This is a genomic window from Ruegeria sp. AF2 (assembly GCF_056542025.1).
The window spans coordinates 247,984-272,443 of sequence record NZ_JBQFZC010000004.1 but is presented as its reverse complement, the minus strand read 5'-3'; the positions used below and the strand labels follow the sequence as shown (position 1 = coordinate 272,443).

Here is a 24,460-nt window from a genome sequence, read left to right as displayed (position 1 = left end):
TCAAGCCCTTTCCATAATGGCAAGCCGGATGGCAAGAGCCGCGAGTATCCCGCCCGTGACCCATCCAATGATACGTGAAGCGCGTGGGTTTGAGATCAAAATGCGCCCTGCTCCGCCCGCAAAGATACCGACCATCCCATTCACTAGAATGCTGCCCAAAGTAATGATTGCACCAAAGGTTAGGAATTGCAGCAGAACCGGGCCGTTTGCTGGGTCCACGAACTGAGGGATAAAGGCCAAAACAAACAGAATGACCTTGGGATTGGTCAGGTTCACCAGCAACCCCTCGCGAAACGCGAAATGAGCAGGCTTGACTGCTGCATCGTCCGACACTGCCCCTTTCCGGATTGCGCCCCATGCAAGAACCAACAGATAAGCAACGCCCATCCACCGGATAACGTCAAACAGCCAAGGCAAGGCTGATACCAACGCCCCAAGTCCAAGCCCCGCCAGCAAAACTTGCACCATCAGACCCGTCGAAACACCGAGGCTGGCCATCATCGCTGGGCGTGACCCAGACCGTAACCCTTGCCCGAAACAGAACATCATGTCAGCGCCGGGTGTGAAATTCAGCACCAGTGCGGCTGGGACGAAGGCCATCAATGTCACTGTCTCGATCACGTTCTTACCTCGAACCAATGTGGTTTCGGACCCAGATTGGCGATCTGAGACCGCCCGAGCATGCCGCGATATCCCCAGCTGTCGTGGATATGACCGCAAAAGACAAAACCGGGCTGGATGCGTTCAACCGCGTCCCGAACTGCGGTCGAGCCGACCGACACATCTTGTGATGTCACATCCCCATATCCTTTTGGCGGAGAGTGCGCGATCAGAACATCCGCAGCCTCGCACCGGTCCAGCAGTTCCGATGCTTCAGCTTCAGTAAGATCGCAGGACCAGTCTCCAAAAGGCGTCACCGGCACGCCGTAGCCCAGCCCGAACAGGCGCAGACCATCCAATGTCATGCCCGTCCCGTGCAGAACATGCGCGCCTTCGGGCGCAGCGGCTGTCAGTTCCTCGGCGCTCTCAGCGTTGCCCGGCACCAGGATCAGCGGCGCTGCAATGCCCGACAGCATCTGCATCGCTTCATTCAGGCCCCGCCGCGCATTGCAAAAGTCCCCCGCACCGATGACAAGATCAGCCTCGGCGCTGGCGACCACCAGATCAGCGGCCCGGTTGCGCGCCAAATGAAGATCGGAAAACGCCAGAACTCTCATCCCGCGCTCCTCAGCCTTGCTTGCAGGTCCAGCAGATCGGCCCAGGCCTGTCGCTTCATCTGCGGTTGACGCAGCAGGTAGGCCGGGTGGAACATCGGGATGACCGGCAGGTTCAGCGCCTGATCCCATTTCCCGCGCAGCCGCGTGATACCGCGTTTGCCCAGCAAGGCCTGACAGCTAATATTGCCCATCACCACCAGCACCTCGGGCTTGGCCAACGCCACATGCCGCTCCAGAAACGGCTTCATCATGCCAATCTCTTCCGGCTTGGGATCGCGATTCTGCGGGGGCCGCCACGGCAACACGTTGGTAATGTAGACATTCTCGCGCCGATCCAGATCAATCGCGGCCAGCATCCGGTCCAGCAATTGCCCAGCGCGCCCGACAAAGGGCTTACCTTCGCGATCCTCATCACGGCCGGGCGCTTCGCCGATGATCATTACCCGTGCGCCGGGGGTGCCGTCGGAAAACACCAACTGCCGCGCGCCGCGTTTGAGGTCGCAAAGATCAAACGCCTCCATCGCCGCACGCAACTCGACGAGCGATCCAGCGGTTTTCGCCGCCTGTTTTGCAACAGCTGCGGTATCGACCGGTTCTGGTTTTTTCGCAGGTTCAACCGCAGCTGGTTTCTTAGCCTTGGCCGCTTTGTCCGGCAACGCATAGCGATCCACCGGCGCGTCGCCGATCGCCTCGGTTGCGCCCAGCTCGATCTGCCATTCCAGCAGCGCCCGCGCGGTATGATGGTCCAAGCCCGATTCCATAACCCTCAATCTAACCAGCTTTTGACCGAGGGAAAGCGAATAGACCTTGCCATGGCACAGGGTCGCACCGACCATGGCAGGGTCATGGTGTCATTTCTGCGATTCCTTCTGATTGCTCCATTGCTGGCAACCTCTGGCGGTTCGGCGAGTGCGCAGCTGTTTGATCGGGATACACAATGCCGCGCCGGACAGTTGCAATGCGGGCGCGGTTGTTGCCCCGCAGGCCAGCGCTGCAGCTTTGATGGCCGCTGTATCCCGCCGGGACACACCTATTGTGGAGGTGGGCGCACCTGCGGCCCGTTCGAGCGCTGCGTGGCAGGAGGAACCCGTTGCGCCCCTGCTGGGGCGAATAAGTGCACCTCGCGCTTGGATTGCCCCGGTGGTAGCTTCTGCAACGGACGCGGTGAATGCGAGCGCAGCAGACCGGATTTGGTCCCCGCTCCATCCACAACCTGCGCCGATGGCAGGAGTTGCGGAGCCGGTTCATCCTGCTTGCCGGGCGGCGGATGTTCGCGCCCCGGCTGGTTTCTGTGTGAAGAAACCGGTTCGCAATGCCGACCCGGCTTTAAATGCTCGGCTTATCAGGGCTGTGTTCCGATCAAGGCCATTGATTGTGGCTATGGCAAGTGGTGCAAACCAGGGGAACAATGCCTGCCCGAAGGCGGATGTGAGAAACTAACCGAAGGGTCGGAACCTTAGGTTGCCTTGGCCTGCATGGCTTCCTATAAGCGGTCCGATTGTCAGACAGGAGCCCGCCCATGCGTTTCGCCCATCGTCACCTTCTTGGCATCGAGCATCTGTCGCAATCCGATATCACCGCTATCCTTGATCTGGCCGAAACCTATGTCGATCTGAACCGGCAATCGGCTAAGCATTCCGATGTGCTGTCGGGCCTGACTCAAATCAACATGTTCTTTGAAAACTCGACCCGTACGCAGGCGAGTTTCGAAATTGCGGGCAAGCGATTGGGCGCGGATGTGATGAACATGGCGATGCAGGCCAGTTCGATCAAAAAGGGCGAGACGCTGATTGATACAGCAATGACGCTGAACGCAATGCATCCCGATCTGCTGGTGGTGCGGCATCCTCATTCCGGCGCGGTGGACCTGCTGGCGCAGAAGGTAAACTGCGCCGTGCTGAACGCAGGTGACGGGCGGCATGAGCACCCGACGCAAGCCCTGCTGGACGCGCTGACCATCCGCCGTGCCAAAGGCCGCCTACACCGGCTGAACATCGCGATTTGCGGAGACGTGGCGCATTCGCGCGTGGCGCGATCGAACCTGATCCTGCTGGGCAAGATGGAAAACCGCATCCGTCTGATCGGCCCGCCGACGCTGGTGCCGTCGCAATTCGCGGAATTCGGGGCCGAGATCTATGATGATATAAATGAGGGTCTGAAAGACGTCGACGTTGTGATGATGCTGCGCCTTCAGAAGGAACGGATGGACGGCGGCTTTATCCCCTCGGAACGCGAATATTATCACCGCTACGGTCTGAACGCTGAAAAGCTAGCGCTGGCCAAGCCAGACGCCATCGTGATGCACCCCGGTCCAATGAACCGCGGGGTCGAGATCGACGGCACTCTGGCCGATGACATCAACCGATCCGTCATTCAGGAACAGGTCGAGATGGGCGTTGCCGTCCGCATGGCCGCCATGGACCTGCTGGCGCGCAACGTGCGAGAAGCCGCATGAACGATCTGATCATCGCCCCCCATGAGCGCGGTGTGATCCGCCTGTTCTCGCTGGACATGCGCCCGGAAGAAGCGAAATTCCTGCGCGAACCGGGGGCTGTTGATCAGGTGTTGGGTGTCGAGGGGCTGGATCCAGAACAGATCGACATTTTTCCGGTATCCGACCTCGAAGATCTCGGGCTTTATGGCTATCTCAGCGAAGGCTGTGGTGTCTCGGAAGACCAGTTGGATCGCGCGAAGTTCGACGCCATTGAAGGCTGGGTGATGGTCCTGCGCAGTGCGGCGCTGGGTGGTCGATCTGCAACCCTTTCCCTCGATCCCCGCCTGCATCTGATTGGCCTGTTCACCGAAGAGGCTACCAACTGGTCCGGCGGCACGATTGAGACCGAAAGCGCAAAACCGTTCTCGGGCGCGCAAAGCCCGCCAGTGGATAATAAACCAAGCCGCATCGGTTCAGCCGTCATTGCCTTGCTGATTCTGATCGCCGTCGGAGGTGCCTTGTGGCTGATCCTGTAACATTCACGCCAGACAAGGGCGCTTATATCCGCACCAACGCATGGCTCGCCGCGTTTGCAATGGCGGCTGCGATGGTCTTGCTTTGGTTGATAGGCAACCCTTACGTCTGGACCGGCGCGCCCGCAGGGTTGGCCGCCATCACCATCCGCGCTTGGTATTTGGCTTCGGAAGAACTGGTCGCCAAGTGGGAAATGACGGGCACCACTCTCACCGGTCCTGGTCCGCGTAAGGTGGCGCTGAACCAAATTCAGGCGGTCAATACCATTGGCAGCTTTGTCCAGATCGTCACAAAAGGCGGCGACAAGCACCTGATCAAATATCAGGCGGACCCCGCCGCCACCAAAGCTGCAATCGAAAGGGCCATGGCATGAGCAATCTGATTTTTACTAACGCTCGCCTGATCGACCCCGAAGCTGGCACAGATAGCATCGGCTGGCTGCAGATTGCCGATGGTCGGATCGCAGCGCTTGATGAAGGCACGGCCCCAGACGCTGACACGCAGGTGGTCGATTGCGGTGGGCAGTGCCTCGCCCCCGGAATTGTCGACATTGGCGTCAAGGTCTGTGAGCCCGGTGAGCGGCACAAAGAAAGCTATAAATCCGCAGGTCTGGCTGCGGCTGCAGGGGGTGTGACAACCATCGTCACCCGTCCCGATACTCTGCCTGCCGTCGACACACCCGAGACGCTGGAGTTCGCCACCCGCCGCGCGCAAGCGGACGCTCCGGTCAACGTTTTGCCAATGGCCGCCCTGACCAAAGAACGCGAAGGGCGTGAGATGACCGAGATCGGGTTCCTGCAAGATGCGGGAGCTGTGGCCTTCACCGATTGCGATCATGTCATCACCAATACCAAGGTGTTCTCACGCGCGCTGACCTACGCCAAATCCTGTGGCGCGCTTGTGATTGCCCACCCGCAAGAGCCGGGCCTGAGCAGCGGTGCCGCGGCCACCAGCGGTAAATTCGCCGCACTGCGAGGCTTGCCTGCCGTATCGCCTATGGCCGAGCGTATGGGGTTGGACCGCGACATCGCCCTGCTTGAAATGACCGGGGCCGCCTATCACGCAGATCAGATCACCACCGCCCGCGCCCTGCCTGCACTGGAGCGCGCCAAGCGCAACGGGCTGGACATCACAGCAGGCACGTCAATCCACCATCTGACGTTGAACGAATTGGACGTGTCCAATTATCGCACCTTCTTCAAGATTAAGCCTCCACTGCGATCCGAAGATGACCGGCAAGCCGTGATCGAAGCGGTGCGAACCGGTCTGATCGATACGATCAGCTCCATGCACACGCCGCAGGATGAGGAAAGCAAGCGACTGCCGTTTGAAGAGGCGGCCTCGGGCGCGGTGGCGCTGGAAACACTGCTGCCTGCTGCGCTTCGGCTATATCATTCCGAACAGCTAGACTTGCCGACCCTGTTCCGCGCCATGGCCCTCAATCCGGCCAAACGGCTGGGGTTGGAGAGCGGTCGCCTGGCCCTAGGCGCGCCTGCCGATCTGGTGCAGTTCGACCCGGATGTTCCCTTTGTTCTGGACCGATTTACGCTGAAATCGAAATCGCAGAACACACCGTTTGACGGTCAGCGGATGCAGGGTAAGGTCACCGCAACCTTTGTCGCTGGACAAGAAGTGTACCGGAGAGCCTGATGCCCCTGATCGACAGCACAATGACCCAGCTCATCCTGTGGGCCGCGTTAGGATACCTGCTTGGGTCCATACCCTTTGGCATGATCGTCGCGCGCGTGATGGGTCTGGGAAATCTGCGGCAAATCGGGTCGGGCAATATCGGCGCAACCAACGTCCTGCGAACCGGCAATAAGGCAGCGGCAGCGCTGACATTGCTGTTTGATGCAGCCAAGGGTGCCGTTGCTGTTCTGCTGGCACGCGCTTTGGCTGGTGAAGATGCCGCGCAGATCGCCGCATTGGCCGCGTTCCTCGGGCATTGCTTTCCGGTCTGGCTGGGTTTCAAAGGCGGCAAAGGCGTTGCGACCTTTCTGGGCCTTTGGCTGGCACTTGACTGGCGCGTGGGTGTCGCCTGCTGTTTGACATGGCTGGTCGCGGCGCTGATCTGGCGTATTTCATCCGTTGGTGCGCTGGCCGCCGCCGCCCTATCCACCACCTGGATCATGGTGCTGACAGATGGCAGTACCTTCATTCTTGGAATTGCTCTGACCCTACTGCTTTACTGGCGGCACAGCGCCAACCTTGCGCGGATCAAGGCAGGGACAGAACCGAGAATCGGTAAATCGTGACGGCGCCCAGCGCGTTGCTGAAAGCGTTCCATGATCTGCCTGTCGGCACGTTCACCGGAACGGTTGGCCCACATAGATATGTGGTTTCACATCAAATCATGGCCCGCGGGAAATCTCACAAACTGGTGGCTCACCAGTTGGGCGGGCCGGATTACATCAGCCTGAACCTTTATCTCACACAGAAAAGCGGCGCATTGCTTCGCCCCTGCGAAATGCCTGCGGAAAAGGTGGTCGATTTTGTCTTGGCGCTGGTGCCTGACGTGCAGGAATGAACAACCGGTCTTTGTGATTGCACAATCACAATTGATTGCTTTGAACGTGATCGGGCCATTCCCCAACTGGGATTTTGTGACGGCCAATTACAGGCGTCGCGACAATCAAATCCGGTTCGCCCGGGCAAAATTACAGTGCTCTTCAGCGAGCCTATTCACGAAAGGTGAAGTCATGAACACGTTCAAATCCATCATCAGCGGAGTCGCGCTGTCTGTTGCGATCGCAAGCTCAGCAATGGCGGCTGGCGTCGAAATCAACGCAAGCTCGACCGGATTGGCAATGCAGGGCTATGACCCAGTCGCCTATTTCACCGTTGGCGAAGCAACCAAGGGTGATTACAAAATCACCACGCTGCACAACGACGCCCTGTACCGTTTTGCATCAGAAGAGAACAAAGCCGCTTTTGAGGCGAACCCAGAGGCCTATCTGCCTGCCTACGGCGGCTACTGCGCATTTGGCACCGCAATGGGCTTCAAGTTCGATGGTGACCCGAACTACTGGAAAATCGTCGACAACAAGCTGTATCTGAACCTGTCACAAGACATTCAGGAGCGTTGGGAAGGCGACATTCCTGGCTTTGTTGAGAAAGCCAGCGCAAACTGGGAAGACATCGCCGACAAAGACCCGGCTGAACTACAGCAATAATTCGCTGACAAGACCTTTGTGCATCGGCGGCAGATCGTATCTGCCGCCGATCTTCGTTTGAAGGCATCATGTTTCACCCTATCTAGCATATGAGAAAAGAGCCCAACCTGAGTGGGCCCACGCCGGGGCACCGGCCAGAATAAATTTGTTCGGGACAGTCAAAACATCACTGATCCGGCCTAAGGGCCGGAACGTAGATTCAATCATAACGCTGCCACTAGATTTGATTGGCAGCAGGTTTCGAGCGAAAGGAATGAGACGATGACAGGAAGATTGGCACTGATCACCTCGGTCGCCGTATTGGCTGCGGGATCCGCCATGGCGCAATCCTCGGGCAACTGGACTGGATTCTACGGCGGTGCGCAGTTTGGTTATGCGGACATCGACACAAACGTATCAGGCGTCGACGGCGATGGTGCGATCGGCGGTATCATCCTTGGATATGATTACGATCTGGGCGATTGGGTCGTCGGAGGTGGCTTCGACTATGACTGGAGCGACGTAGACCTTTCCGGCGCCGCCACGGTCGAGAATGTCTGGCGGCTCAAAGCGCGCGCGGGCTACAAGTTGAACCCGCAGGGCCTGCTTTATGGCACCGCCGGTTATGCCGATGCGGATACCGATAATCTGGGCAGTGACGATGGCTGGTTCATCGGCGCAGGCTATGAGCAGATCGTAGCCCCCAATATCAGCGTTGGAGGCGAGATTCTGTATCATGAGTTCGACGACTTCAACTCATCGGGCGTCGATGTTGACGCAACTACAGTTCAACTGCGCGTCGCATATCGGTTTTGATGAGAAAGTAGGGCCTGGCTATTTGCGCCGGGCCCGTGCCGCTAGGGCACCAAGACTGTGCTGCCGGTGGTTTGTCGTGCTTCCAAAGCACGATGCGCATCAGCAACTTGATCCAACGGAAACTCCTGATCGACATGGATCTTGACCTCGCGCCCGTCCACTTTGCCAAACAAGCGTCGCGCCATCGCCTGACAGGTGGCGTGATCCGAGATATGCGTGAACAAGGTTGGCCGCGTCACCTTCAGAGATCCCCGCTGCGCAAGCATTCCCAGATCGACAGGCGGCACTGGCCCCGAAGCGTTTCCGAATGAAATCATCATGCCCAAGGGTTTCAGGCAATCCAGCGATCCCTCAAACGTGTCCGCACCGATGGAGTCCATCACCACATCAACCCCTTTGCCTCCGGTGATCTCGGCCACACGCTCGACAAAATTCTCGGTCCGGTAGTTGATGCAATGTGACGCGCCATTGAATTGCGCCAGGCTGCATTTCTCATCCGTTCCCGCTGTCCCGATCAGTTTGATGCCTTCGGATTTCGCCCATTGGCAGGCGATCAGTCCCACACCTCCGGCAGCCGCGTGGAACAACACGGTATCTCCGCGCCGCAGCGGCGTTGTGCGGTGAAACAGGTATTCAACCGTCATGCCCTTTAGCATCATGGCCGCGGCGGTGCGGAACGAGATACTCTCGGGCAGCGGACAAACCTGTGCTGCAGGCATCACGCGCGCTTCGGAATATGCTCCCGATGGGCCTGCGGCATAGGCCGCGCGTTGGCCGGGGGCAAGATGCGTAACGCCTTCGCCTACCGCCTCAACGACTCCGGCCGCTTCCATTCCCAACGCATGAGGCAACTCCAGCGAATAAAGGCCGGTACGCTGGTACACATCGATGAAATTCAATCCGCAGGCATGATGGCGAATGCGCACCTCACCCGGGCCGGGATCGCCAAGCGGGCGATCCTCAATCCGAAGAACCTCGGGGCCGCCGGATTCGTGTATGACGACTGTGCGTGCTGTCTGCTGCATGAAAGCCTCCCTTGCCTGTGGAAACAAAGCTAACACGCCTGTGCGGCAGAGCAATCCTTCCGGCTCAGCAAGGGTGATCGGGCAAAATTTCGCAATATGTGCTATAATGCAACGAGACGTTGTAATTGGGCAGACGTTGCCGGCTGATCCGGTCACGCGAATTGCCACGCCGGATGCATCCCGCGGCGCACCCACGCCAGAAAAGGGGATGAACATGGACAAGACAATCGGTAACCCAATCACCTGGGTCGCCCGAAATCTGCGGGCAACCAGCGATCATGTCACTGAATCCGTGACCGAGATCGGCAGCGCGGATGTTCAGGCTCTGCCGACGGTGCATACGCTGACCCTGCAGGATCTGCGCGAATGCCTGAAAGCTGGATATAACGATTTTCTCGAAACCCGGGCCGATGCGATCTTTGTCGTTCTGATCTATCCAATCGCAGGTCTGCTGATGTTCGGTATTGGGCTCAACAAAGACATGGTGCCCCTGCTGGCCCCGCTTGTCATGGGCTTTGCCCTGATCGGGCCGGTCGCCGCCGTCGGGCTTTATGAGATCAGTCGCAAGAGGGAACAGGGCGGAGACGTTCATTGGCTGGACGCGTTCGGCGTATTCCGTTCGCCTTCCTTCGGAGCCATACTGGCATTGGGCTTCTATCTGGTCATGCTATTGATGATCTGGCTGATGGTCGCGCAAGGCATCTACGCGCAAACCCTAGGGCCAGAACCTCCGGCTTCGGCCATGGCATTCGTGACAGAAGTGTTCACCACCGGAGCAGGCTGGAGCATGATCATCATCGGCACCGCCACCGGTTTCCTGTTTGCACTGGTCGCATTGGCGCTAAGCGTGGTCAGCTTTCCGCTGTTGCTGGATCGCAAAGTGGGCGTTCCCGTGGCCGTCGTAACCTCGGTACGGGTCTTGCGTCAGAACCCGGGTGTGATCTTGACCTGGGGGGCCATTGTGGCCGCGATGTTGGTACTGGGCGCGATCCCGATGTTGCTGGGGCTGATCGTCGTCATGCCCGTTCTAGGCCACGCCACATGGCACCTGTATCGCCGGGCGGTCGCCTGACTACATGGCAGCAGCTTAACCAGAGACCTTCAGAACGATCTTGCCAATGTGGCCCGATGCTTCCATCCGCGCATGTGCAGCGGCGGCATCAGAAAGATCGAATTCTGAATCCATCACCGGTGCGACCTTCCCGGCCTCAAGCAATGGCCACACGGCTTCACGCAAGTCTTGCGCGATGCGCGCCTTGGCCAAATCGCTTTGTGGGCGCAAGGTGCTGCCAGTCAGGGTGAGGCGTTTCACCATCATCAGCGCAAAGTTCAGTTCGACCACCGGACCTTGCAGGAAAGCGATCTGAACCAGCCGCCCGTCTTCCGCCAAAGCCTTGATGTTGCGCGGGATATAATCACCACCGACCATGTCCAGGATCAGGTTCGCCCCGCCCTCGGCGCGCATCGCAGCCACGAAATCTTCGTCGCGATAGTTGATCGCCTTTTCGGCACCTAGCTTGATACAAGCCTCACATTTCTCAGCCGACCCGGCGGTTGCAAAGACGCGGGCGCCAAACGCATTGGCCAGCTGAATGGCCGTCGTGCCGATCCCGCTGGAACCGCCATGGACCAGAAACCGTTCCCCCGGTTTCAAGCCGCCACGGGTGAAGACATTGGACCAAACAGTAAAGAAGGTTTCGGGCAGGCAGGCAGCTTCTTTCAAACCCATACCCGCAGGCACAGGCAGGCAATGGGCGGCGGGCGTTGCGACATATTCAGCATAACCGCCGCCGGGCAACAGGGCGCAAACCTGATCGCCAACAACCAGACCTTCGACACCCGAGCCGATGGCGACGACCTCGCCCGAGGCCTCTAGCCCCGGCAAATCGCTTGCACCGGGAGGTGGATCATACGCCCCCGCCCGCTGCAGCGCATCAGGACGGTTCACCCCGGCGTACGCGACTTTCAGAACCACTTGTCCCTCTGCCGGTTCCGGCATCGGGCGTTCCGTCAGTTGCAGAACGTCCGGGCCACCAGCTTCGGTGATCTCGACAGCGCGCATTGTCTGGGTCATGGGCATATCTCCTTTGCCCAATGCCTAGCAGGCGAAAACGCAGAGGCCCAGCGGCAAGTGGAAACGCTGCGACTATTTTCCCGATGACAGCGAACCGGGCAGGTTGTTGGGCAACTTCGTCGGAGCCTTCACCTGACCCGCAAGCCAGTTGGGGACGGCCAGAAACGGTTTCAGCAGCGGGTTGCCATTCACCTGCGACTTGAACTTTTCAAACTGCATTACGCCCTCGATCCGCCGATCCAGGAATTCCCATGTCGCCTGATAATCCGGGCTGTCATCACCCAGCCAATACAACAGTGTCGAAGAATAGACGCCCGACAGAGTGGCACGTTTGGTGTACCAGTTCACGTCGTCCGAAGTATCGCCAAGTGCTGTCCAGATCTGGTCACAGGTGCCCCAGACCGCCTTGGCCCCATCCGCGGCATGGATCGGCAACGCGAACAAAGTCATACCTCGGCGCACTGCTTCTTTGTCTTCGACCGCCTGCAGGCGGAGACGGACGGCAGCGGCGATCTTTTCACGGAATTTCAGACCGCTCAGGTCTTCGGATTTCAACCGCTCCAACATCGCGGCATCCCCGCGCGTATGAAAGGCCAGTGCCAGATCGACGGCACCACGCGGACAGATCGCTCGGGCCAGCGCGGGCTCCAGATCGCAATCGCTGATGGCCGCACGAAAGCTGGTTTCCGACCAGCCGTCGAACGGCACATGGTTCAGAATCGCATCGAGAAGCTGCTCTTTGGTGTCTTCATAGGTTGCTGTCATGTCGGGTCTCCGAGGCTGCGGGTCCAGTACTAGACAAGTTAGGCGTGCTTTGCTATACGGCCACTTCCTGCAAATCCTTGCAACTCTATCTAGAAAGGTGGTGACAACCACATGCAGGTTAGTGTTCGCGACAATAACGTCGATCAGGCGCTTCGTGCCCTGAAGAAAAAGCTGCAGCGCGAAGGCGTGTTCCGTGAAATGAAGCTGAAGCAACATTTCGAGAAACCGTCCGAGAAAAAAGCGCGCGAGAAAGCTGAAGCGATCCGCCGTGCCCGTAAACTGGCACGCAAGAAAGCACAGCGCGAAGGTTTGCTCTAAGAGCTTCCTGCGACTCGTCCAGCTTTGGATGACACTATTTGACGACCCCCGAGGCCCTGCCCGGGGGTTTGTCGTTTTTAGGGCGGATGATCCCGCCAATTCCCGGCTTTACCCTCGCGGCAACCTGCCGATTTTGATGCAATCGCCGCAGTCGGCATTTTACAGCGCAGCGAATCGCCGTTCGGTTGCATTCTGCCGCCGAAAAACGCCCATCGCCGTACCCGCCCTATTCAGCGTTCTTTGATCGTCTGTAAGTGAGGCCGTCCACTCAGACATAACCAAAAACGGAGGCACTGATGTCGACAGCAAGTACGGTCGAGCGCGAAATGCTCGCGCTGATCAACCAAGAGCGCACATCCCGCGGTCTTGATCCCCTGGAACTTGAACGCAACCTGAACGAATCTTCCGAGGACCACAGCAGCTGGATGCTGGATACCGACCGGTTCAGCCACACCGGTCAGGGTGGTTCATCCGCGACCCAACGGATGCAAGCCGCAGGGTTCGACCTGTCCGGGAGCTGGCGCACCGGAGAAAACATCGCTTGGCAATCCGAGCGTGGCGCACCCGGTATCAGCGATGATGTCGCCCAGTTGCACCAGAACCTGATGAATAGCCCCGGTCACCGCGCCAACATTCTGAACCCCGATTTCAAATATATCGGCATCGGGATCGAAGAAGGCGACATGCAGGGGTACGACGCTGTCATGGTGACGCAGAACTTTGCGGCGACTCAGGGCGATGTCGATCTTGATAACGGCGGCACCACCCCGCCGGTGACGCCTCCGGTTGAAGAAGTTGTTGAGCCAGAGGAGGAAGAGGTTACCACCCCGACCGAACCAGAAGTGCCAGAAACCGATGTGACCGAGACTGAGGAACCAGTTGACGAAACACCGGTAGCGGAAGTTCCCGATGCCGAAGAACCGGCAGAGGAGACCCCGGAGGAAGACGTCACCGAAACCGAAGAACCATCGGACGAAACACCCGACACCGATGTGACGGAAACCGAGCAACCGGCAGACGAAACGCCAGAAACTGACGTTACCGAGACCGAGGACCCGGTTGAGGAGACTCCGGAAACAGACGTGACCGAAACTGAAGAGCCGGAAACGCCTGATACCGATGTGACTGAAGTTGAAGACCCGGAACCCGATGTGCCGGATACTGAAGTCGTCGAGGTCGAGGAACCCGAAACTCCGGAGACCGACGTCACCGAGGTCGAAGAACCCGAGCCAGAAACACCTGAAGTTGTCGTTGACAATGGTGCACCGGGCGCGGACTGCTTTGACGTTCAGGCCTTCCTTGCCGGGATAGAAGCGTTTGTTAATGCGCTGCAAGCCCAATTTGACCAGTTCGAATGGTCTCCGGTGCAGCAGGCTGACACGACCCCAGAGATGGATGATTTCGATCTGGTGTTCGACACCGACTTCGCTGACGACATGATCGAAACCGTTGAGGCCACAGTCGAAGACATGAACGACGACATGTGCGGCGTGTTTGTTTTCGAAACGAACTGCGGATTTGATTGGGGTTAATCAAACCGTTCAGGTGCGGGGATCCTTTTCCCGCACCACTTTCCTGCCAAATCAATATATCTTAGGCACGTGTAGCTCATCCGGCAAAATGCGCCGTTCGTATTCGGGGTTATAGCGCCGATCCGGCAGATTGACCTTTTCCTGCGGCACATCCTCATAGGGGATCTTGGTCAGCAGGTGCTCGATACAATTGAGCCGTTCGCGTTTCTTGTCGTTGCCTTCAACAATATACCAAGGCGCCTCGGATATGTTGGTGCGAAAGAACATATCCTCTTTGGCCTTGGTGTATGCCTCCCACCGGATGCGGGATTCCAGATCCATCGGTGACAGTTTCCACTGCTTCATCGGATCGTGAATACGCATCAGGAATCGCAATTGCTGTTCTTCGTCTGTAATCGAGAACCAGTATTTCAGCAGGATAATCCCCGACCGCACCAGCATCCGTTCGAATTCAGGAACGTCCTGAAAGAACTGTTCGACCTGATCCTCGTTGGCAAATCCCATCACGCGTTCAACACCAGCGCGGTTGTACCAGGACCGATCGAAGAACACGATCTCACCGGCCGCAGGCAAATGGGGCACGTAGCGCTGAAAATACCACTGGCTTTGTTCGCGTCGGCTGGGTGCAGGCAAGGCGACCACACGCGCTACACGAGGGTTCAAGCGCTGCGTGATCCGCTTGATCACGCCCCCTTTCCCGGCACTGTCGCGCCCTTCAAATAGAATACAGACCTTGGCCCCTGTATGGACCACCCAATCCTGAACTTTGATAAGTTCAGCCTGCAGCCGCAAAAGGTTACGAAAATAGACCTTGCGATCCAGCATGTCAGGATGCTGGTCCTTGTAAATCTTGCGCACTTCCATCGAAAGCATGGGTTCGCTGAATTCGATCTCGAAATCTTCGTCCAGCGTGTCTTCCAGTTCAGCTTCCAGCCAATCTTTCGGCGTGCTGTTGTTTTCGTAAGCCAAGGTCTGCTCCTTATCGTTCATCGGGTTCGGACCGTACACGGCCAGTGTAACCACGGAGTGTCAGCGCAAAGTGCCGAGGTCGTACATAAGGTCGGAAACATGGATTTTGGCCCGACCGCACGACAGATACAAGCGGCAGAATTGACGCAAGGCTAACCCCAATAGTTGGTTTCAGACAGGCAAGGCCGTGGTTTTGAACACCGTGCGCAAAGCAAATGAGCTTTGCATCTGCGCCACCCCAGGCAAGCGAGACAGGTATTGCCGATGGATGCGAGCAAAATCCTCAGTATTTTCTGCGACGACCTTCAGAATGTAGTCCGCCGTGCCCGCCATCAAATGGCATTCCAGCACATCCGGAATCCGTGCTACGGCTTTTTCAAACGCCTCCAGCACTTCTTCCGCCTGACCCTGCAACGTGATCTCGACAAACACGGTGGTTGGAACGTTCAGCTTCCGTGCGTCCAACAGGGCGACGTAGTCCTTGATATAACCCTCAGCCTCAAGTCGCTGCACGCGCCGGTGGCAGGCCGAAGGGGATAGATTCGCCTGTTCGGACAATTCCGAATTTGACATCCGCCCTTTGCGCTGCAGGGCAGCCAGAATCTTCCTATCTGTTGCGTCAATCGTCATTTGCGCACATCCATTGCGTCAAGTTGTCTATATGTTGAATATTTTCCCGCAGATTGTGTGTTTAGCAAGTGGGGTTTCACAAAAATTGCGCCAATTTATGCCCATAATTTAGGCAGTTTATGAATGGAGTCTCACATGAAAATCGGCTGCCCCAAGGAAATCAAACCTCAGGAATTCCGCGTCGGGATGACCCCGAACGCTGCTGGCGAAGCTGTGGCCCGCGGTCACGAAGTCATCATCGAAACCTGTGCCGGGATGGGCTCGGGCTTTGATAACGATGCTTATGTAGCGGCAGGTGCCCGCATCGTCGACACTGCAGAAGAAGTGTTCGCCACGGCTGATATGATCGTCAAGGTCAAGGAGCCTCAGGCGGTCGAGCGTAAAATGCTGCGCGAAGGTCAGTTGCTGTTCACCTATCTGCACCTGGCACCCGATCCAGACCAGACTCACGATCTGCTGGAATCCGGCTGCACCGCGATTGCCTATGAGACCGTGACTGACTCCAATGGCGGCCTGCCGCTGCTGGCGCCGATGTCCGAGGTTGCCGGTCGCTTGGCTCCGCAAGTTGGGTCCTGGACTCTGCAAAAGGCCAACGGTGGCCGCGGCGTTCTGATGGGTGGTGTTCCGGGTGTAGGCCCTGCCAAAGTGATCGTCATCGGCGGAGGCGTCGTAGGCACCCACGCAGCGAAGATTGCCGCAGGCATGGGCGCGGATGTGACCGTACTGGACCGTTCGCTGCCGCGTCTCCGCTATCTGGACGATGTGTTCGGTGGAACCTTCAAGAACCAGTATTCAACCGCTGGTGCGACAGCCGAGCTGATCCAGGATGCCGACCTGGTCATCGGTGCGGTCCTGATCCCGGGCGCAGCTGCTCCCAAACTGATCTCGCGCGAACAGCTGTCGACCATGAAGCCCGGCGCGGCTCTGGTAGACGTTGCGATCGATCAGGGCGGCTGTTTTGAAACCTCGAAAGCCACCACCCACGCCGATCCGGTTTACGAAGTTGACGGCATCATGCACTACTGCGTCGCCAACATGCCCGGTGCGGTTGCCCGGACTTCGACCATCGCACTGGGCAACGCAACCATGCCGTTCATGTTGTCGCTGGCAAGCAAGGGCTGGAAGCAGGCCTGTAAGGACGACGCACACCTGCTGGCAGGTTTGAACGTCCACGCCGGCAAGCTGACTTACGAAGCGGTGGGCACCGCCCTTAACATCGACTCTGTCGATCCAACAACTCTGTTGAACTAAGAGCGCTCCCGCCTCTGAAAGCGTCCTTATCCAAAGGACGCTTTACAGACTTGGGCCCAGCGCCGCGCCAATAGCGCGGCGCTGTTGTTTTCTGGACCAAGGTTCGCGCAAAAAAGCACCGCGCCTTAGCGCGGTGCCCGGCCCAACCGGAAGAGGGCATTTCAATGCCCGATCGACGGGCGGGAGGCTTACGCCTCTTTGTGAATCTCCACAGAATGCGGATACGGGATGGATACGCCTTTGGCGTCAAACGCTTCTTTGATCGCTTTGGTAAGTTCAAACTTCACATCCCAATAGTCAGCCGCTGCGCACCACAGGCGCGCGGTCAGATCAACCGAACTATCCCCAAGATTTGTCACGCGCACCCAGGGCTCAGGATCAGCCATGATACGATCGTCAGCTTTGGCCACATCCAGGATGATGTTCATAGCCTCATCCGCGCTATCGCCGTAGTCGATGCCAAACACCAGATCGACCCGGCGGGTGTCATGGGCGGAATAGTTGGTGATCACCGAACCCCAAGCCTGACCGTTTGGCACGATGATCTGCACGTTGTCCGGCGTCACCAGCTCGGTCGTGAACAGGTTCAGGTCTTTCACAGTACCCGCTGTGCCACCAATATCGACATATTGGCCCAGCTTATAGGGCCGGAACACCACCAGCATCACGCCCGCGGCCAGATCGCTGAGTGTTCCCTGCAGCGCCAAACCGATGGCCAGGGATGCGGCACCCAGAATGGCCACAATGCTGGTCGCCTCGATTCCGAAAATGCCCAGAACGGCGACAAAGACAATCGCCAGCAGCACCCATTTCACGAGGCTCGCAACGAAATTCCCCAAAGTCGGGTCGATATGTGGCGTGGCGTTGATCCGCCGCCGCACCAGACCGCTAATGGCTCCGGCAACGATCCAACCCAATACCAGAACGATCAACGCTTTGATCGCGCTCATGATCAGCGGACCAAATGCGCCCACCTGTGTTACGACATCTTCCACACGCTTCTCCTTTGCGCCAACAGCAAACCCGCGCCTTTTGGCGCGGGATCGCTGAAAAGTCTGGGCTAATTTTGCGCGCAGGTCTAGGTGCGGGATTTCCGAGTTTTCCCCCCTGCTGTTCCCCAGCAAACATCGACTGACCGATCACGCACAGAATTGGACCTTACAAAAGCGCCACAAATTACCAGATTGACTGAGACAGGCGCGATAAAAGGAGCCCATCATGCTGGACACAATCCAATTCCCGATCATGAATAAATGGTCCCCACAGTTCCCCGAGCGGATTCAGCTTTATTCCTTCCCCACACCCAACGGGGTAAAGGCGTCGATCATGCTGGAAGAAACCGGCCTGCCTTATGAGGCACATCGTGTCACACTGGCCGATGCAGATGTCAAAAGCCCGGAGTTTCTTTCGCTGAACCCGAACAACAAGATCCCGGCGATCATTGATCCCAACGGGCCCGACGATGCTCCGTTGGCTTTGTTCGAAAGCGGTGCAATCCTTCTGTACCTCGCTGAAAAGAGCGGTAAGCTGCTGGGTCAGAACAAAGGCGACAAGCACCGGGTCACCCAATGGGTTATGTTCCAGATGGGCGGTATCGGACCAATGTTTGGCCAGCTTGGGTATTTCCACAAATTCGCAGGGGCTGAAATCGAAGACCCCCGCCCGCGCGAACGCTACGTGTCCGAGGCCAAACGCCTGCTGAACGTTCTCGACCTGCAACTGGACGGCCAAGATTGGATCGCAGGAGAATTCTCGATCGCGGATATCGCAATCGCGCCCTGGCTGCGCGGTTTAGATTATTACGGCGTCAAGGATGTCATAGGCTGGGAAAGCTATGGCAACGTTACGCGCTATCTGGATAGGTTCCTGGATCGACCCGCAGTGCAAAGAGGAATGAACATCCCCTCACGGGATTGATACACAAGGCCTGTGCGGCGGGATCCAAATCCGCCGCCACGGGCCATCGGGTTACCCAGGCAGCGCGCCTGTTAGAACGTAGCGCAAGATCTCAACAACTTGCGCGGGTTCTTCAGCGACGGCGAGTGCTGCTGCATCTACTTCTTTCAGCGCGTGCTGATGATCAGCCCCGTGCAGAACAATGATCGACTTGCCCAGTGCTGCCGCATAGCCCGCGTCAAATGCCGCGTTCCACTGCTTGTATTTGTCCCCAAAGCGTACAACCACAACATCCGCGTCTGATATGCCCTTGCGGGTCCGGATCGCGTTGACCATGGCACCCTTGTGATCGTGCCAGTACTTGTTCGGCTCGGCCCCCAAGATCGTGACACCGCAATCGTCCGAAGCACCGTGATCGGTGACCGGGCTTCTGAACTCAACATCCAACCCATCGGCGCCCGCAATGATCTGCTCGCGCCAATCCGTGTGAATCTCACCGGACAAATAGACCTTCAGCATTTTTCTCTCCTCCCGTGAAAAAGGGGCGCAATGGCCCCTTTATCATTTCAAAAATACTCCCGCCGGAGGCGAAAACCAACTCATCCCCGCAAGACGCCGCCAGTGGCTTTCATCACTTTTTCGACAATCTTGGTGCTGACCGCCTCGATATCCTTTTCCTTCAGGGTCGCGTCCGACGGCTGGAGCCTTACGGTAATGGCCAGAGACTTCTTGCCCTCGCCGACGCTACCGCCAATGAATTCGTCAAAGACGCGCACGTCCTCGATCAGAGCCTTATCAGCACCTGCAGCCGCATTGACCAACGTCAGAGCTTCGATATCCGCATTTACAACAAAGGCGAAATCGCGCTCGACCGCCTGCAGGTCGCGCAATTCCAAGGCAGAACGGGTCGCACCGGATTTACGTGGCATCGGCACCTGATCCGGCCAAATGGTGAACGCCATCGCCGGGCCCTTGATGTCCATCGCCTGCAACACGCGCGGATGCAATTCGCCAAAGACGCCCAGTACCTTTTTCGGACCCAGACAGATTTTTCCATGTCGGCCCGGGTGCCACCAGGCATCGCCGTCGCGCAAAACCTGTACCTTGGCAGGCGCGCCAATAGCGGCCAGAACCGCCTCAGCGTCGGCCTTCGCGTCGAACAAGTCCACCGGGTGGGACGCACCGTGCACATCCTTGGGGCCGTTGCGCCCAACCAACAGGCCGGTGATCTGCGTCTGCTGATCCCCCGGCTCACCATCATGGAACACCGGCCCGACCTCGAACAAGGCCAGATCGGCATAACCCCGCGCCTGATTGCGCGCCGCCGCTTGCAGCAGACCAGGCAGCAGATCAGGGCGCATATGGCTCATCTCGGACGAGATCGGGTTTTCCAACATGGTTGCTGCGTCACCGCCGCCGAACAGCGCCGCCGAGGCCTGATCGATGAAGGTGTAAGACACACATTCATTATACCCCAGCGCTGCACAGGTCCGGCGCGCCATCGACTGGCGACGCTGCGTGGCTGTCATGACCGGTTTGGGGATACCCGCCGTCGTACGCGGCAGCGGAATACCCTGCAACTTGGTCAGAGAAGCGATCCGCGCAACCTCTTCCACCAGATCGGCCTCCCCCATGATATCGGGTCGCCAGCTGGGCACATGCGCCATCTCGCCATCCAGACGAAAGCCCAAACGGGTCAGTGTCTGCCGCTGCTCGCTTTCCGGAATCTCCATCCCGACCAAGGACTGCACGCGCGCCGCGTCCAGTTTGTAGGCCCGCGCGTGGTTCGGCGCTTTGCCCGCCTCGACCACATTCGAGGCTTCACCGCCGCAGATATCCAAGATCATCTGCGTCGCATGCTCCAACCCTTCGCGCGTGTATTCCGGGTCGACGCCGCGCTCGAATCGATACCGCGCGTCCGAGTTTATCTTCAGCGCCCGACCTGTGAGGGCGATCTGTACATGATCCCAGAACGCGCTTTCAAGGAAGACGTTCACAGTCTCCTCGGTACAACCGGTTTCCTCACCGCCCATGATACCCGCGATAGATTCCGGGCCTTTGTCGTCCGAAATCACCATCATGCCAGGCTGAAGGGAGTATTCTTTTTCATCAAGCGCGACCAGCTTTTCACCACCCTTGGCGCGATGCACCCGCAAATTGCCCTGCACCTTGTCCGCGTCGAACACGTGCAGCGGACGGTTGTGGTCGAAGGTCATATAATTGGTGATATCCACCAGAGCCGAGATCGGACGCAGACCAATCGCTTTCAGTTGATCCTGCAGCCACTGAGGGCTCGGGCCGTTCTTTACGCCACGGATCAGACGCCCGGTGAAATGCGGCGCGCCGTCCAGCGTATCCTCGTCGATCGACACTTTGATCGGGCTTTCGAAATCACCCGGCACCGGAGTGTAATCGCGCACTTTCAGCGTGCCCAACCCCCGCGCGGCCAAATCACGCGCAATACCCGCAACACCCAGCGCATCCGGGCGGTTCGGCGTGATCGCGATCTCGATCATCGGATCAACCTTTGACGGATCGTTCTCAGCCAACCAATCGACAAACTTGTCGCCGACCTCACCCGAGGGCAGCTCGATAATCCCGTCATGTTCATCCGACAGCTCAAGCTCGCGCTCGGATGCCATCATGCCATAGCTCTCGACGCCACGGATCTTGCCGACGCTGATGGTGATATCCAGGCCGGGAATATACATACCAGGTTTACAAACCACCACGGTGATGCCTTCGCGCGCATTGGGCGCGCCGCAAATGATCTGCAGATCGCCCTCGTCGGTTTCAACCGTGCAAACGCGCAGCTTATCGGCGTCCGGGTGCTTCTCGGCATGTTTCACATGGCCCAGCGTAAAGCCCGCCAGACGGTCCGCCGGGTTGACGATCTCTTCGACCTCAAGCCCGAGATCGGTCAGCGCTTCGGCAATCTCATCAACCGACGCATCCGTATCGAGGTGGTCTTTCAGCCAGGACAGAGTGAATTTCATTGCAGCGGGCCTTTTTCGGCAAACATTCAGTCGGCACAGGCAATGGCAAAGATTGCGCCAAGGTGCAAGCGCTGCGGCTCACGGATAGGTAGGGGTGCGACCCAAAAGCTCGTCCAGCTGCCAGCCGATCCAGCCGTGGGGAATAAAGTGCCCGCCGGGATGGGTGTCCAGTGTCACCTGCCCTTGCGCGCAATCGGTCCACTCCAATCGGCTGAGCGTCAGGAAGGGCTTCACGCTCCACTCCCCGCGCGGGGTCGCGCCGTTGCAGTTGAACTTGGCCTTCCACAGCGCCACCGGATAGGTCGTATCGCCGTCCGGCCCAAAGGGGAAATCCATCACCGTATCGTCCAGCCCGTGCACATGGCGCACCTCGCGCGGGGCTTCCGGGCAGTCCTCGGTCTGGCGGATCGAGCCCGCAACCGCCAACAGCGCGGCGATGTCATTGCCCGACTGGCAGACATAGCGCCATGCCATTGCGCCGCCATAAGAATAGCCCGAGACATAGATACGCTCAGGATCAATGGGATAGCGTTTGGCGACGTCCTCAAGCACGCGATCTGCGAACGGCACGTCTGCGGTATCAGCAGTCCAGAAGTTCCAACTTTTGCCCAGCCCATTCGGAGCCACCAACAGCACATCGCGCAGCTTGGTTGCCCCGGCGATGCGCTCATGGTTCACCACCACATCGCCCTGCCGCGCCCAGCCGTGGAAGTGCAACAGCACCGGCAGAGGCGTTTCGCCATCCCAACCATCAGGTTCCATCACATGGTACGAGCGGTCGCCGATCTGACAGGCGGTATCGCCGTGGCAGTCAGATTTCCAGGGCCCCATGGCAAAAGCCGGAGTCGCAGTCAGCAGAAGAAAAAGCAGTTGATAGATCATACGCCGGAGCCTAGCGACATGCTCCGCCCTGTCACGTAACTTATTGGTGTAGGGTGGGGTTTCACCCCACCAACCACCCCACGGTGGGGTGAAACCCCACCCTACAACGGATCAAATCACAAAGCCGCGCTATCGCCAGACCCCGGGGTGGCCATCAAAGGTTTGTGTTGAGTACTTTATGCCAGCCAAATCCGCGAAACGTTCAAACGGAGCGCTAACGGAGACAAATCGCCAGCCCGTGCGGGCGGTCTGGCGATCGCGCGGCGGCCAGTTGGCCTTAAATTCAGACGCTAAATTAGCTCAGAGCTTTGTTAGCGAACGCTTCGTCAGCCGGGAAATTGTCTACTTTAGTACCGGAAAGCAAGTCTGACCGCATGGTTGTAACCAGCTTCTGATATGCGTCGTGAAATTCCTGATCTCTTTCGCCAAGTTTCTTCAGGTCGCTATGATTGGCGAGATAGTTCTCCAAAACACTTTTATCGGCATCTACATCAATATCTGGCTCTTTAGCATTTGCTCTTTCCATGCCTCTAACCAAGGCTGCTCCAAACATTTTCTTGGACGCCTGAACAACGTCTTTTGGAGCCACCACTACTATCAAACTGTGTAGATTGGTGAGCCTGTTTGCTTGTTCAAAAAAATCTGTAGCCGAAACTGATGCTCTGCTCACATTGCGGTCCATAAGCACGGAGAGATACTCCGCATAAATGACTGATCTCTTCTCCCTTAGGTGTTGCTCTCGATCAGACCTCCGCTGAGCAAAAAACAAGCAAATAGCACTAAAAAGCGCTACAAACGGTGGAAGTGTGATCTGCGCTATCCCCAGCCAAGACCAACCACCAGACACAGCGCCAATTGAAATTGTCACCGCGACAAACCACCATGCAGGTTCGGCATATCCAGCGCTGCAAAGCCGTAGTGCCGCAGCCAGCGCAGGTCGCTATCAAAGAACGCCCGCAGATCAGGAATGCCATATTTCAGCATCGCCAGACGGTCGATCCCAATCCCGAACGCAAAGCCCTGATAAACCTCGGGGTCGATGCCACCGGCGGCGATCACCTTGGGATGGACCATGCCGGAACCCAGAATCTCCATCCAGTCGTCGCCCTCGCCGATCTTCAGCTGACCATTGTCCCAGGAACAGCGGATATCGACCTCGGCCGATGGCTCGGTGAATGGGAAGTGCGAGGCACGGAAGCGCAGCTCGACGTCGTCGACCTCGAAGAACGCTTTCACGAACTCTTCCAGAACCCATTTCAGGTTCGCCATCGAGATGTCCTTGTCGATGGCAAGCCCTTCGACCTGATGGAACATCGGCGTGTGAGTCTGGTCATAGTCGGCGCGGTAGACACCGCCCGGACAGATCACGCGGATCGGCGCGCCCTGCAGTTCCATCGAGCGGATCTGGACCGGCGAAGTATGGGTGCGCAGCACGTGCGGCGGGCGATTATCGCCCTCGGCGCGGTGCATGTAGAACGTGTCCATCTCGGCCCGTGCGGGGTGGTGGCCGGGGATATTCAGGGCGTCGAAGTTGTGCCAGTCGGTCTCGATCCGCGGCCCTTCGGCCACCGAAAAACCCAGTTCGGCAAAGATCGCGGTTAGTTCCTCAGTCGCCTGACTGACCGGGTGGATCGAGCCGTGACGGCGGGCACGGGTCGGCAGGGTGACGTCCAGCCATTCGGTGCGCAGACGCTCATCCAGCGCGGCATCGGCAAGCGCTGCTTTCTTGGCGGACAGGGCCGAGTTGATCTCATCCTTCAGGGCGTTCAGCGCGGGGCCTGCGACCTGACGCTCTTCGGGGGTCATCTTGCCCAGCTCGCGCATCTTCAGCGCGACCTCGCCTTTTTTGCCCACGGCGGCGACGCGGATCGCCTCAAGCGCGTTTTCATCGCCCGCTTCGGCGATTTGGCCCAGATATTTTGCCTTAAGATCGTCCATGACGCCCTCTGAATTTGGTCGCCAACCTGCT

Annotated in this window: 27 protein-coding genes; 13 read left to right on the top strand and 14 right to left on the bottom strand. The window is 58.2% G+C overall.

Annotated elements, in window-relative coordinates; translation table 11 throughout:
• Genes ACR0NM_RS14635 through ACR0NM_RS14625 form a run of 3 tightly spaced genes read right to left on the bottom strand, consistent with a single transcriptional unit; the run spans window position 1 to window position 1,978 of the window.
• Window positions 1-621 carry a LysE family translocator gene (locus tag ACR0NM_RS14635; RefSeq protein WP_480615375.1) on the bottom strand — a complete coding sequence of 207 codons (621 nt, stop codon included), beginning with the start codon at window positions 619-621 and terminating at the stop codon, window positions 1-3.
• Complete coding sequence (locus ACR0NM_RS14630) at window positions 618-1,217, bottom strand: metallophosphoesterase (protein ID WP_170818576.1); 600 nt, start codon at window positions 1,215-1,217, stop codon at window positions 618-620. The genes ACR0NM_RS14635 and ACR0NM_RS14630 overlap by 4 nt, the downstream gene beginning before the upstream one ends.
• Window positions 1,214-1,978: a uracil-DNA glycosylase gene (locus ACR0NM_RS14625; RefSeq protein WP_480615566.1), complete on the bottom strand. Its 765-nt coding sequence runs from the start codon at window positions 1,976-1,978 to the stop codon at window positions 1,214-1,216. Before ACR0NM_RS14625 ends, ACR0NM_RS14630 begins: the two co-directional genes overlap by 4 nt.
• A gap of 758 nt (window positions 1,979-2,736) precedes the next feature.
• Between ACR0NM_RS14625 and ACR0NM_RS14620 the strand changes: the two genes are divergently transcribed.
• The 8 genes from ACR0NM_RS14620 to ACR0NM_RS14585 all read left to right on the top strand — a co-directional run bounded on the left by ACR0NM_RS14620 (window position 2,737) and on the right by ACR0NM_RS14585 (window position 8,153).
• Entirely contained in the window at window positions 2,737-3,672 is a 936-nt protein-coding gene (locus ACR0NM_RS14620; protein WP_170566212.1) for an aspartate carbamoyltransferase catalytic subunit, read from the top strand.
• Complete coding sequence (locus tag ACR0NM_RS14615; protein WP_480615373.1) at window positions 3,669-4,187, top strand: hypothetical protein; 519 nt, start codon at window positions 3,669-3,671, stop codon at window positions 4,185-4,187. Before ACR0NM_RS14620 ends, ACR0NM_RS14615 begins: the two co-directional genes overlap by 4 nt.
• Window positions 4,172-4,558: a hypothetical protein gene (locus ACR0NM_RS14610; RefSeq protein ID WP_170597242.1), complete on the top strand. Its 387-nt coding sequence runs from the start codon at window positions 4,172-4,174 to the stop codon at window positions 4,556-4,558. Before ACR0NM_RS14615 ends, ACR0NM_RS14610 begins: the two co-directional genes overlap by 16 nt.
• Window positions 4,555-5,835: a dihydroorotase gene (gene pyrC / locus ACR0NM_RS14605; RefSeq protein WP_480615371.1), complete on the top strand. Its 1,281-nt coding sequence runs from the start codon at window positions 4,555-4,557 to the stop codon at window positions 5,833-5,835. Before ACR0NM_RS14610 ends, pyrC begins: the two co-directional genes overlap by 4 nt.
• Window positions 5,835-6,440, top strand: coding sequence for a glycerol-3-phosphate 1-O-acyltransferase PlsY (gene plsY, locus ACR0NM_RS14600; RefSeq protein WP_170513193.1), 606 nt, complete (start codon window positions 5,835-5,837; stop codon window positions 6,438-6,440). The genes pyrC and plsY overlap by 1 nt, the downstream gene beginning before the upstream one ends.
• Window positions 6,437-6,712: a hypothetical protein gene (locus ACR0NM_RS14595; protein ID WP_170626200.1), complete on the top strand. Its 276-nt coding sequence runs from the start codon at window positions 6,437-6,439 to the stop codon at window positions 6,710-6,712. The genes plsY and ACR0NM_RS14595 overlap by 4 nt, the downstream gene beginning before the upstream one ends.
• Window positions 6,713-6,884: 172 nt before the next feature.
• Window positions 6,885-7,358 (top strand): YHS domain-containing (seleno)protein, encoded by a 474-nt coding sequence (locus tag ACR0NM_RS14590; protein WP_170395661.1) that lies wholly within the window; start codon window positions 6,885-6,887, stop codon window positions 7,356-7,358.
• Window positions 7,359-7,619: 261 nt separating this feature from the next.
• The gene (locus ACR0NM_RS14585; protein ID WP_170465891.1) at window positions 7,620-8,153 is read left to right on the top strand and encodes an outer membrane protein; all 534 of its coding nucleotides are present in this window, start codon (window positions 7,620-7,622) and stop codon (window positions 8,151-8,153) included.
• A 41-nt stretch (window positions 8,154-8,194) separates the two neighbouring features.
• Here the strand turns inward: ACR0NM_RS14585 and ACR0NM_RS14580 are convergent, their stop codons facing one another.
• Window positions 8,195-9,178, bottom strand: a complete 984-nt coding sequence (locus ACR0NM_RS14580) for a quinone oxidoreductase family protein (protein ID WP_480615369.1) — start codon at window positions 9,176-9,178, stop codon at window positions 8,195-8,197.
• 214 nt (window positions 9,179-9,392) lie between these two features.
• Between ACR0NM_RS14580 and ACR0NM_RS14575 the strand changes: the two genes are divergently transcribed.
• On the top strand, window positions 9,393-10,250 hold the full coding sequence (locus tag ACR0NM_RS14575) for a DUF2189 domain-containing protein (RefSeq protein ID WP_170408392.1): 858 nt from the start codon (window positions 9,393-9,395) through the stop codon (window positions 10,248-10,250).
• A 15-nt stretch (window positions 10,251-10,265) separates the two neighbouring features.
• Here the strand turns inward: ACR0NM_RS14575 and ACR0NM_RS14570 are convergent, their stop codons facing one another.
• Window positions 10,266-11,252 (bottom strand): NAD(P)H-quinone oxidoreductase, encoded by a 987-nt coding sequence (locus ACR0NM_RS14570; RefSeq protein WP_170589934.1) that lies wholly within the window; start codon window positions 11,250-11,252, stop codon window positions 10,266-10,268.
• 72 nt (window positions 11,253-11,324) lie between these two features.
• Complete coding sequence (locus ACR0NM_RS14565) at window positions 11,325-12,017, bottom strand: COQ9 family protein (RefSeq protein WP_480615366.1); 693 nt, start codon at window positions 12,015-12,017, stop codon at window positions 11,325-11,327.
• 111 nt (window positions 12,018-12,128) lie between these two features.
• Here ACR0NM_RS14565 and rpsU point away from each other — a divergent pair, with 111 nt between their 5' ends.
• Together rpsU and ACR0NM_RS14555 are read left to right on the top strand one after the other, a co-directional pair.
• On the top strand, window positions 12,129-12,335 hold the full coding sequence (rpsU, locus tag ACR0NM_RS14560; RefSeq protein ID WP_005614280.1) for a 30S ribosomal protein S21: 207 nt from the start codon (window positions 12,129-12,131) through the stop codon (window positions 12,333-12,335).
• A 296-nt stretch (window positions 12,336-12,631) separates the two neighbouring features.
• Window positions 12,632-13,867, top strand: coding sequence for a CAP domain-containing protein (locus ACR0NM_RS14555; protein ID WP_170423631.1), 1,236 nt, complete (start codon window positions 12,632-12,634; stop codon window positions 13,865-13,867).
• Window positions 13,868-13,918: 51 nt separating this feature from the next.
• Here the strand turns inward: ACR0NM_RS14555 and ppk2 are convergent, their stop codons facing one another.
• Both ppk2 and ACR0NM_RS14545 read right to left on the bottom strand, forming a co-directional pair.
• On the bottom strand, window positions 13,919-14,857 hold the full coding sequence (ppk2, locus tag ACR0NM_RS14550; RefSeq protein ID WP_170395648.1) for a polyphosphate kinase 2: 939 nt from the start codon (window positions 14,855-14,857) through the stop codon (window positions 13,919-13,921).
• Between the two features lie 150 nt (window positions 14,858-15,007).
• Window positions 15,008-15,466 carry an Lrp/AsnC family transcriptional regulator gene (locus ACR0NM_RS14545; protein WP_170395646.1) on the bottom strand — a complete coding sequence of 153 codons (459 nt, stop codon included), beginning with the start codon at window positions 15,464-15,466 and terminating at the stop codon, window positions 15,008-15,010.
• 135 nt (window positions 15,467-15,601) lie between these two features.
• Here ACR0NM_RS14545 and ald point away from each other — a divergent pair, with 135 nt between their 5' ends.
• Window positions 15,602-16,717, top strand: coding sequence for an alanine dehydrogenase (gene ald / locus ACR0NM_RS14540; protein WP_480615364.1), 1,116 nt, complete (start codon window positions 15,602-15,604; stop codon window positions 16,715-16,717).
• Window positions 16,718-16,905: 188 nt separating this feature from the next.
• Here the strand turns inward: ald and ACR0NM_RS14535 are convergent, their stop codons facing one another.
• Window positions 16,906-17,712 (bottom strand): mechanosensitive ion channel family protein, encoded by an 807-nt coding sequence (locus ACR0NM_RS14535; protein ID WP_170423629.1) that lies wholly within the window; start codon window positions 17,710-17,712, stop codon window positions 16,906-16,908.
• A 223-nt stretch (window positions 17,713-17,935) separates the two neighbouring features.
• Here ACR0NM_RS14535 and ACR0NM_RS14530 point away from each other — a divergent pair, with 223 nt between their 5' ends.
• Window positions 17,936-18,634 (top strand): glutathione S-transferase family protein, encoded by a 699-nt coding sequence (locus ACR0NM_RS14530; protein ID WP_480615362.1) that lies wholly within the window; start codon window positions 17,936-17,938, stop codon window positions 18,632-18,634.
• A 51-nt stretch (window positions 18,635-18,685) separates the two neighbouring features.
• Here ACR0NM_RS14530 and ACR0NM_RS14525 read toward each other — a convergent pair whose 3' ends face one another.
• The 5 genes from ACR0NM_RS14525 to pheS form a co-directional block, all read right to left on the bottom strand.
• Window positions 18,686-19,132, bottom strand: a complete 447-nt coding sequence (locus tag ACR0NM_RS14525) for a YtoQ family protein (protein WP_480615360.1) — start codon at window positions 19,130-19,132, stop codon at window positions 18,686-18,688.
• 80 nt (window positions 19,133-19,212) lie between these two features.
• The gene (gene pheT / locus ACR0NM_RS14520) at window positions 19,213-21,609 is read right to left on the bottom strand and encodes a phenylalanine--tRNA ligase subunit beta (protein WP_480615358.1); all 2,397 of its coding nucleotides are present in this window, start codon (window positions 21,607-21,609) and stop codon (window positions 19,213-19,215) included.
• 78 nt (window positions 21,610-21,687) lie between these two features.
• Window positions 21,688-22,491 (bottom strand): CE1 family esterase, encoded by an 804-nt coding sequence (locus tag ACR0NM_RS14515; RefSeq protein WP_480615356.1) that lies wholly within the window; start codon window positions 22,489-22,491, stop codon window positions 21,688-21,690.
• 295 nt (window positions 22,492-22,786) lie between these two features.
• Window positions 22,787-23,359, bottom strand: a complete 573-nt coding sequence (locus tag ACR0NM_RS14510; RefSeq protein WP_480615354.1) for a hypothetical protein — start codon at window positions 23,357-23,359, stop codon at window positions 22,787-22,789.
• Complete coding sequence (gene pheS / locus ACR0NM_RS14505) at window positions 23,356-24,429, bottom strand: phenylalanine--tRNA ligase subunit alpha (protein ID WP_170395632.1); 1,074 nt, start codon at window positions 24,427-24,429, stop codon at window positions 23,356-23,358. Before pheS ends, ACR0NM_RS14510 begins: the two co-directional genes overlap by 4 nt.
• Between the last annotated feature and the right edge of the window lie 31 nt (window positions 24,430-24,460).

Bases quoted from the DNA above. Each gene is read 5' to 3' on its own strand.
- ACR0NM_RS14630 (WP_170818576.1), bottom strand. From the start codon at position 1,217: ATGAGAGTTCTGGCGTTTTCCGATCTTCATTTGGCGCGCAACCGGGCC.
- ACR0NM_RS14625 (WP_480615566.1), bottom strand. From the start codon at position 1,978: ATGGAATCGGGCTTGGACCATCATACCGCGCGGGCGCTGCTGGAATGG.
- ACR0NM_RS14620 (WP_170566212.1), top strand. From the start codon at position 2,737: ATGCGTTTCGCCCATCGTCACCTTCTTGGCATCGAGCATCTGTCGCAA.
- ACR0NM_RS14615 (WP_480615373.1), top strand. From the start codon at position 3,669: ATGAACGATCTGATCATCGCCCCCCATGAGCGCGGTGTGATCCGCCTG.
- pyrC (WP_480615371.1), top strand. From the start codon at position 4,555: ATGAGCAATCTGATTTTTACTAACGCTCGCCTGATCGACCCCGAAGCT.
- plsY (WP_170513193.1), top strand. From the start codon at position 5,835: ATGCCCCTGATCGACAGCACAATGACCCAGCTCATCCTGTGGGCCGCG.
- ACR0NM_RS14590 (WP_170395661.1), top strand. From the start codon at position 6,885: ATGAACACGTTCAAATCCATCATCAGCGGAGTCGCGCTGTCTGTTGCG.
- ACR0NM_RS14585 (WP_170465891.1), top strand. From the start codon at position 7,620: ATGACAGGAAGATTGGCACTGATCACCTCGGTCGCCGTATTGGCTGCG.
- ACR0NM_RS14580 (WP_480615369.1), bottom strand. From the start codon at position 9,178: ATGCAGCAGACAGCACGCACAGTCGTCATACACGAATCCGGCGGCCCC.
- ACR0NM_RS14575 (WP_170408392.1), top strand. From the start codon at position 9,393: ATGGACAAGACAATCGGTAACCCAATCACCTGGGTCGCCCGAAATCTG.
- ACR0NM_RS14570 (WP_170589934.1), bottom strand. From the start codon at position 11,252: ATGACCCAGACAATGCGCGCTGTCGAGATCACCGAAGCTGGTGGCCCG.
- ACR0NM_RS14565 (WP_480615366.1), bottom strand. From the start codon at position 12,017: ATGACAGCAACCTATGAAGACACCAAAGAGCAGCTTCTCGATGCGATT.
- rpsU (WP_005614280.1), top strand. From the start codon at position 12,129: ATGCAGGTTAGTGTTCGCGACAATAACGTCGATCAGGCGCTTCGTGCC.
- ACR0NM_RS14555 (WP_170423631.1), top strand. From the start codon at position 12,632: ATGTCGACAGCAAGTACGGTCGAGCGCGAAATGCTCGCGCTGATCAAC.
- ppk2 (WP_170395648.1), bottom strand. From the start codon at position 14,857: ATGAACGATAAGGAGCAGACCTTGGCTTACGAAAACAACAGCACGCCG.
- ACR0NM_RS14545 (WP_170395646.1), bottom strand. From the start codon at position 15,466: ATGACGATTGACGCAACAGATAGGAAGATTCTGGCTGCCCTGCAGCGC.
- ald (WP_480615364.1), top strand. From the start codon at position 15,602: ATGAAAATCGGCTGCCCCAAGGAAATCAAACCTCAGGAATTCCGCGTC.
- ACR0NM_RS14530 (WP_480615362.1), top strand. From the start codon at position 17,936: ATGCTGGACACAATCCAATTCCCGATCATGAATAAATGGTCCCCACAG.
- ACR0NM_RS14525 (WP_480615360.1), bottom strand. From the start codon at position 19,132: ATGCTGAAGGTCTATTTGTCCGGTGAGATTCACACGGATTGGCGCGAG.
- pheT (WP_480615358.1), bottom strand. From the start codon at position 21,609: ATGAAATTCACTCTGTCCTGGCTGAAAGACCACCTCGATACGGATGCG.
- ACR0NM_RS14515 (WP_480615356.1), bottom strand. From the start codon at position 22,491: ATGATCTATCAACTGCTTTTTCTTCTGCTGACTGCGACTCCGGCTTTT.
- pheS (WP_170395632.1), bottom strand. From the start codon at position 24,429: ATGGACGATCTTAAGGCAAAATATCTGGGCCAAATCGCCGAAGCGGGC.